A 7381-nucleotide genomic window follows, 5' to 3' on the forward strand; every position below is an offset into this window, starting at 1 on the left:
CCCGGCAACTCTACCGGCCGCCCGAGCCAGGCGAAGGAATGCCTGGCGAATTCGAACATTGCCTTGCGGCCGTGTTTCTCGTCGATCAGCATGCCGTAGCCGTCGCGGCCGGCGGCGACCTTCGCAGCCGCCTTGACTGCCAGCACCTTGAATTCTTCGATCCGTGCCGGATCGGCGCCGGCCTTCGCCGCCACATCCTCGAGCTGCACGCGGTGGTCGCACGCGAGCGCCATCAGCGAGGGAATGTCGCGCCGGCGCGTCGTTGCCCAATGGATGTGGTTGATCGCCTCGTCCTTGCGCAACGCCAGATGCTCGCTGCCGTGTTTGAGGAAGAACCGCAGTTCTTCGAAGGTCGGATATTCCGGCGCGCAGAGCAGACGCGACACGGCGAAGGCGCCGCAGGCATTGGCCCAGGTCGCCGCTGTCGCATGATCTTCGCCACCCAGCCAGCCGCGCAGGAAACCGGACATGAAGGCATCGCCGGCGCCCAGCACATTGTAGATCTCGATCGGAAATCCCTTGCCGACGACACCGTCCTCGAGATCGTCGCTGATCGGTCCGTCATAGACGATGCAGCCCATGGCGCCGCGCTTCAGGACGATGGTGGCGGACGACAGCGAGCGGATCGTCTTCAAGGCGCTCAGGCAATCGTCGGCGCCCGACGCGATCATGATCTCCTCCTCGGTGCCGACGATGAGGTCGCAATCGGGCAGCACCGTCTTCAACTGCGCCGAGACCCGGTCCGATTTCACATAGCGCTCGAACCCTTCGGCATGGCCGGCAAGGCCCCACAGGTTCGGCCGGTAGTCGATGTCGAACACCACCTTGCCGCCCTTGGCCTTCATGATGCGGATCGCCTTGCGCTGCGCGGCATCGCTGTTGGGCCTGGAAAAATGCGTGCCGGTGACGACGATCGAGCGCGCCGAGGCGATGAAGGCCTCGTCGATGTCTTCCGGCGCCAGCGCCATGTCGGCGCAGTCCGAGCGATAGAAGATCATCGGCGAAACGCCTTCGTCCTCGACCGACAGCAGCACCAAGGCGGTAAGCCGCTCCTTGTCGGTCTTAAGGCCGTCGACATTGACGCCTTCACGCGTCAGCTGCTCGCGGATGAAGCGGCCCATCTGCTCGTCGCCGACGCGGGTGAGCAGTGCCGAGCGCAGGCCGAGCCTGGCCGTGCCGACCGAGATGTTGGCCGGGCAGCCGCCGACCGACTTGGCGAAGGAGGTGATGTCCTCCAGCCGCGAGCCGATCTGCTGCCCATAAAGGTCCACGGAAGCGCGACCGATAGTGATAACGTCGAGCGGCGCGTATTCAGCGTCCACGGCTTCGCTCATTGGAACCTCCCGTCGGCCTTGTTGTGTTGGGGTACACGCGCGAGCGGCAGCGTGGCGCCGGGAATATGAAATAATAATTCCAATCCATAGTCAATATGGAATGAGTGTTCCTTCCGTGAAAAGTGTCTTTTCGGCGATGGATCAGGCCTTGCGCTTGCGGCCCGTGTCGCGTCGCTTCTCGCCGACGCCGACGGTCAGCGCCATGGCCAGCGCCATTGTCGCCGACAGCGAGCGGAAGCCGGCGAAATCGGCCTCTGCAACCTCGAACCAGACCTTGGCGAACTGGGCGAGCGGCGAAAACGAGCTGTCGGTGATGGCGACGATCGGCACGCCCTGTTCCGAAATGCTGCGCGCTTCCTCGATCGTGGCCGGTGCGTAGGGCGAGAAGGAAATGGCGATGACGGCATCCGCCGGCGTGGCGAAGCCGATCATCTCGGCATTCAGCCCGGCCGCCGATTCGATCAGCTGGTTGCGGATCTTCAGCTTGCCCAGCGCATAGGCGATGTAGGACGCCACCGGATACGAGCGGCGCTTGGCCAGCACGTAGATGGTCTCGGCCTTCGCCAGCAGGGAAATGGCGTCTTCCAGATGCGCGTCGTCCAGCGTGCGCGAAATGTCGTTGAGCGAGGTGCTGGCGGCGGCGACGAAGCCGTCGAAGATCGACCGATGGCCGGCGCCGCCCTCTGCCTTGGCGCGCAGCGCCTGCAGCCTTTCGTCATAGGATGAGTTGCGCTCGCGCAGCCGTTCGCGAAACACCTGCTGCAGGCTGGTGAAACCATCGAAGCCAAGCTGCTGGGCAAATCGGATCAGGGTCGAAGGCTGCACGCCGGCCGAAGCGGCGATGCTGGCGGCGGTGCCGAAAGCGATATCGTCGGGATTGTCGAGCGCATGGGCAGCGATCTGGGCGATGCGCTTCGGCAGGCTTTCGCGCCGCTCCAGGATGGTGGTGCGCAGCGTCTCGAAATCGCGAGGTACCCGTTCGTCCATCGTCGCTCTGTCCAGGCTCATACGTGAAGCGTCCTCTGTGCATCATCATAGCGAGCCTGCGCAAGAACACCATAAAAAATGAGGCAGACATTCCATTCCAAGAGAAAATGGACTAATTCATCCACGCAGCGCTTCAAGCAGTGGAGAAACGGAAAATGGTCGGCGTCGGTCTCATCGGTACGGGTTTCATGGGCAAGTGTCATGCCATCGCATGGAGTGCCGTCAGCGCCGTCTTTCCCGACGTTGCCAAGCCACGGCTGGTCCATCTCGGCGAGGTCAATGAAGAGCTTGCCCGGCGCAAGGCGGGCGAGTTCGGGTTCGCCAAGGCGTCGGGCGACTGGCGTGCCGTCGTCAACGATCCCGAAGTCGATATCGTCTCGCTGACCACGCCCAACCAGTTCCATCCGGAAATGGCCATCGCCATCCTCGAAGCCGGCAAGCATCTGTGGTGCGAAAAGCCGATGGCGCCGAGCTTTGCCGAGGCCGAGGCGATGGCAGCGGCGGCGAGAAAGTCCGGCAAGATCGCGGCGCTCGGCTACAACTACATCCAGAGCCCGGCCATCCGCCACATCGGCGCTTTGCTGGAAGAGAAGATCATCGGCGAGGTCAACCATCTGCGCATCGAGATGGACGAGGACTTTATGGCCGACCCAGAGGCGTTGTTCTTCTGGAAGCACGAAGCCGCGTCAGGCTATGGCGCGCTCGACGATTTCGCCGTGCATCCGCTGTCGCTGGTCTCAGCCCTGTTCGGCCGCGTCGCCAGTGTCATCTGCGACATGGCCAAACCCTATGCCGATCGCAAGCTGGCCAGCGGCGGCCGCCGCGCTGTGGAGACCTACGACATAGCCAGCGTGCTGATGCATCTGGAAAGCGGCATTGCCGGCACGCTGCTGGTCAACCGCTCGGCCTGGGGCCGCAAGGGCCGCATCGCCGTCCAGATCTTCGGCTCGAAAGGGTCGATCCTGTTCGACCAGGAACGATCGAACGAATTCCAGCTCTATCTCACATCAGATCGGCCGACCGAGCAGGGCTACCGCACCATCCTGGTGGCGCCGCACCACAAGCCCTATGACCTCTTCGTGCCGGCGCCAGGCCATGGCCTCGGCTTCAACGACCTCAAGATCATCGAGTGCCACGAACTGCTGACGCGGCTTGAAGGCAGGCCGGCACGGCTCATCGAATTCGCCGAAGGGCTGGAGATCGAGCGCACGGTGCACGCGATGGCGCGCTCCTTCGAGGAAAAGCGCTGGGTGGACGTGCGGTGAGGCGGCGGCTCACCTTCTCCCCTTGCGGGAGAAGGTGGCCTCGCGAAGCGAGGTCGGATGAGGGGTGCTCCAGGGAACACCAACGTCTCACTCCGCTGGAACACCCCTCATCCGTCTCGGCGCTGCGCACCGATCCACCTTCTCCCACAAGGGGGAGAAGGGAGAATCGCGTCAGCCGCCAACCGCCGCATTGATCTCCCATCCATTCACCCAGACCTGCCGCAAGCGGTCGCCTTCGCCCTTGAACCGCAACCCCGTCGCCTGGCAATCCTCGATCCGGTCGCTGCGGAAATTGCGGATCGCCTGGCGCAGCTCGCACCAGGCGACGATGTTGGCGGTTTCGGCGTAGTAGATGAGCGCGATCGGGCGGACGAGGCGCTCGGAGGCCCGGCCCATCTCGTCGCGATATGAGAGATCGAGCTTCTCCTCGTCGCGGATGGCGCGTCGCACCAGCGCCAAGTCGATCGCGCCGGTCGAGGGCGCGGCGAATCCCCACGCATGCAGCGCATTGGCGTCGAAGGCCTGGCGCAAGGGTGGTGGCACCGCCCCGGCGATCTTGGCGCTGACGCGCTTGGCCGCCTGCTTGAGCTCGCTGTCTCCGGTGCGCTCCAGCAGCGCCAGCGACAGGACGATCGCCTCCATCTCCTCGATCGAGAACATCAGCGGCGGCAGGTCGAAGCCGGGGCGCAGGATATAGCCGATGCCGCGGCCCCCTTCGATCGGAACGCGCATCGCCTGCAGCGCTGCGATGTCGCGATAGATCGAGCGTACCGTCACTTCCAGCCGCTCGGCAATCGTCGCCGCCGTCACCGGCTGCCGCGCCAGCCGCACGATCTGGATGATCTCGAACAGGCGTGACGCCTTGCGCATTTTTTCCCCGGGTTGCGAGCCCAATTGACACAGCATTGTCAGTTGGGCTGACCTATAGGAGCGCCTATCGACTTGAAAATCAACAGGTTCCGCTGCGGTTTGGCGGAGCGAGGCGGCAGGCAACTGACATGGGCTATGCGGAAAATCTCTGGCTTTTCTTTATCCTGCTGTTCGGCATCATCGCCGTTCCGGGCATGGACATGCTCTTCGTGCTTGCCAATGCACTGACCGGCGGGCGCGACAGGGGTCTCGCCGCGACCGGCGGCATCATGGTCGGCGGCATGGTGCACACGCTGAACGGCGCCATCGGCGTCGGCCTGCTGATGCATTTCGTGCCGATCCTGTTCAAGCCGCTTCTGCTTGCCGGCGCCGCCTACATGGCCTTTATCGGCATCACGCTGATGCGCAGTTCCATCACTGTCGGTCAGGAAGGGCCTGCCGGCAGCCGGTCCGCATGGAAGGCCTTTCGCCAGGGTTTTGTGACCTGCCTGATCAACCCGAAGGCATACCTGTTCGTGCTTGCCGTCTACCCGCAGTTCCTGAAACCGGACTACGGTCCGATCTGGATGCAGGCGACGGTCATGGGGCTGCTGACCGTGGCCACCCAGGCTGCGATCTATGGCGGACTGGCGATCACGGCTGGCCGCAGCCGCAACCTTCTGATCGCCAATCCGCGGGCGACCATTTTTGCCGGCCGGGCGGCCGGACTGCTGCTCTTTGCCGTGTCGGTGTTCACGGCATGGGAAGGATTAAGGGCGGCGTAGGATTTCTTGCGAAGAAGACCCCCACCTCTAACCCCTCCCCCACAAGGGGGAGGGAGACTCCAGTCGGCGCTGACAACGGCAAACTGCCAATGTTTCAGACGCCAAAAGGATCGGTGCGCGGCAGCGTTCCCTCCCCCTTGTGGGGAGGGTCCTTCTTCGCAAGAACCCATATGCGATAGCCCTGCCTCAAGGGGGGAGATCGGACGTCGCGACCATTTTCGCCAATTTTCGACGTTAGAAAAAAGCTGTGAAGTTGAAGCTGCCAATCTCCCCACTTGAGGGGGAGATGTCCGGCAGGACAGAGGGGGGCGCTGTCTCGCCGACATCCAAAGAGTCCGGCTAATTCCCCGACACCAATGTATCCGTGATCTCAAACCGCTCGGCCACCCCGATGCGGATCATGTTGAGGCTGCCTTCGCGGGTGAAGCGGAAGTCGCCGGGCGCGTCGGAACCGGCCGGCTGGCCGGCACGGAAGGAAATGATGCGCGTGCCGCCGTCGGGCCAGGTCACAGTGATGTTCGCCTTGTCGGCGGTGTGCACCACGCTGACCTTGCAGCGCTCCATCGGCTGGCCGACATAGCGGGCGCAGGGAATCTCGGGATCCGGCGAGACGTCAGGCGCCGCCAGCGCCAGTACGTACGCATCCTGCATGGCGGCGCGGCCGATTTCGGCGGCGGATTTTGGCGTGCTTTCGGCTGCCGGGCCGGCGCCGCCAAGCCGCGCCGTCAGGTCGGGCGGTGCGACCGGCGCGCTGTTGGCCGGGCCGGTGGCATGGGATTGATCCGGCGCCGAGGACTGCCCGGCGTCATTGGCGCTGCCGGTGGAGGCAACCACCGGCGCGTCGGCCGGTCTTGTCTCGCCTTCGACATAGGGAGCCGGATTGAGGGGGATGAGATAGCGCGCCGGCGCCCAGCCGCTCAGCTTCTCCTTGCCCGTGCTTTCGATTTTGCACCATTTGTAGCCGTTGATGTCGTTGCAGCCGAGATTGGTGACCATGTCGCCGCTGCTCAGCCGCGCCTCGACCGTGGCGACCGGCGATGCGGTGGTGCGGACTTTGAGAAGGTCGTCCGGCGCCAGGCCGGTGACGACGGAGATGACGAGCTCCGGCGCCTCTTGGGCCATCTCTTCAGCCATAGCGGGGGCAATCACCGGCCACGCCGTCATCAACAGCGGAGCCGCAATCAGCGCATGGAGGGTTGTTCGGAGCGTAACTGTGCGCCTCATCTTTTGGCCGTGCGCTGATACCGTGCCGCGGCGGATCGAGCCCGCCGCAAGCCCGGCCGGTTTTATAAGGGACGACGCGGCGCCATGTAAGCCCGAAAATTCGGCTCGCCGTTTCGCCAGCCTCAACCCGGACCGCCGGGCCGTGAGGCAGCTCAGCTGGACGGGCGTGAACGCGCAAGAGCGTTCAGCCGGGCATGAACGCAAGAGCGTTCAGCCGGGCAGGGGCATGAAGCCGGTTCTGAGCGCGTGAGCCCATTCCGGCCGGCCCGCCTGTTCGGCTTGCCTGGCGGCCGCCTCGTGGTCGTAGTCGACGGCGATGGCCTCGAAGCGGTCGGGTTGGCCGTTGCTGCCCAAGGTGACGATGCCGTAGCGCGCATGCGGCGAGCCCTGCTCGGAGACATGCGCCGGCGGTGTGGAATCCTCATAGGCAGGGCAGCCGATGCTGCCCGGATTGAAGATGACGGGACCATCGGGGACGCGGATCAGTTCCGCGCGGTGGCTGTGGCCGCACAGCGCGATGCGGCAAGCCGGGTCGAGCGTCTTCAGCCGCCGCCGGATCGCCGCCAACGGCGCACGCACCAGCTGGCCATTGACGATGGTATCGGCGAGATATTTCTCGTCATGGTCGGGACGGGCGTGGAAAGCGATGATTCCGGGTGCGATCTCCAGCGTCAGCGGCTGGGCGAAAAGCATCTGGCGCTGCGTCTCGGTCAGCCGCTCCTGCGCATAGACGTCGGAGGGCCACATGGTGTCATCGGCGGGGTCGGCGGCGACACGGCGGTCGTGGTTGCCGCGCACGGTCGGCAGGTTCAGCGCCTCCAACCGCGCAAATGTCTCGCGCGGCCAGAGCGGGCCGGAAACGCTGTCGCCGAGATTGACGGTCAGGTCGGCGCCGCCGCGCCGCTCCAGATCGTCAAGCACGGCGTCGAGCGCCAGC

General features: G+C 64.7%; 7 protein-coding genes. 2 read left to right on the plus strand and 5 right to left on the minus strand.

Annotation, left to right across the window (positions count from 1 at the left end; genetic code table 11):
• Together iolC and EN906_RS16590 are read right to left on the minus strand one after the other, a co-directional pair.
• Window positions 1-1334 (minus strand): 5-dehydro-2-deoxygluconokinase (iolC, locus tag EN906_RS16585; protein WP_127375263.1); only part of this gene is annotated, 1334 nt, incomplete at its 3' end.
• Between the two features lie 141 nt (window positions 1335-1475).
• Window positions 1476-2321, minus strand: coding sequence for a MurR/RpiR family transcriptional regulator (locus EN906_RS16590; protein ID WP_164748924.1), 846 nt, complete (start codon window positions 2319-2321; stop codon window positions 1476-1478).
• A 155-nt stretch (window positions 2322-2476) separates the two neighbouring features.
• On the opposite strand from EN906_RS16590, the gene EN906_RS16595 reads away from it, so the two are divergent.
• Window positions 2477-3586 (plus strand): Gfo/Idh/MocA family oxidoreductase, encoded by a 1110-nt coding sequence (locus tag EN906_RS16595; protein WP_127269053.1) that lies wholly within the window; start codon window positions 2477-2479, stop codon window positions 3584-3586.
• 171 nt (window positions 3587-3757) lie between these two features.
• Here the strand turns inward: EN906_RS16595 and EN906_RS16600 are convergent, their stop codons facing one another.
• A complete protein-coding gene (locus EN906_RS16600; protein WP_127269054.1) occupies window positions 3758-4456 on the minus strand; it encodes a YafY family protein in 699 nt (232 codons plus the stop codon).
• Between the two features lie 128 nt (window positions 4457-4584).
• Between EN906_RS16600 and EN906_RS16605 the strand changes: the two genes are divergently transcribed.
• Window positions 4585-5220, plus strand: coding sequence for a LysE family translocator (locus tag EN906_RS16605; protein ID WP_127269055.1), 636 nt, complete (start codon window positions 4585-4587; stop codon window positions 5218-5220).
• 339 nt (window positions 5221-5559) lie between these two features.
• Here the strand turns inward: EN906_RS16605 and EN906_RS16610 are convergent, their stop codons facing one another.
• Window positions 5560-6369 carry an SH3 domain-containing protein gene (locus EN906_RS16610; RefSeq protein WP_348627439.1) on the minus strand — a complete coding sequence of 270 codons (810 nt, stop codon included), beginning with the start codon at window positions 6367-6369 and terminating at the stop codon, window positions 5560-5562.
• Window positions 6370-6654: 285 nt separating this feature from the next.
• Window positions 6655-7380, minus strand: coding sequence for a metallophosphoesterase family protein (locus EN906_RS16615; RefSeq protein ID WP_245484276.1), 726 nt, complete (start codon window positions 7378-7380; stop codon window positions 6655-6657).
• Window position 7381: the final 1 nt, after the last annotated feature.

It is taken from the genome of Mesorhizobium sp. M7A.F.Ca.CA.004.06.1.1 (genome assembly GCF_003999135.1).
Classification (GTDB): domain Bacteria; phylum Pseudomonadota; class Alphaproteobacteria; order Rhizobiales; family Rhizobiaceae; genus Mesorhizobium.

Coding starts and splice junctions, on each gene's coding strand:
- EN906_RS16605 (WP_127269055.1), top strand. CDS start 4,585: ATGGGCTATGCGGAAAATCTCTGGCTTTTCTTTATCCTGCTGTTCGGC.
- EN906_RS16600 (WP_127269054.1), bottom strand. CDS start 4,456: ATGCGCAAGGCGTCACGCCTGTTCGAGATCATCCAGATCGTGCGGCTG.
- EN906_RS16590 (WP_164748924.1), bottom strand. CDS start 2,321: ATGGACGAACGGGTACCTCGCGATTTCGAGACGCTGCGCACCACCATC.
- EN906_RS16595 (WP_127269053.1), top strand. CDS start 2,477: ATGGTCGGCGTCGGTCTCATCGGTACGGGTTTCATGGGCAAGTGTCAT.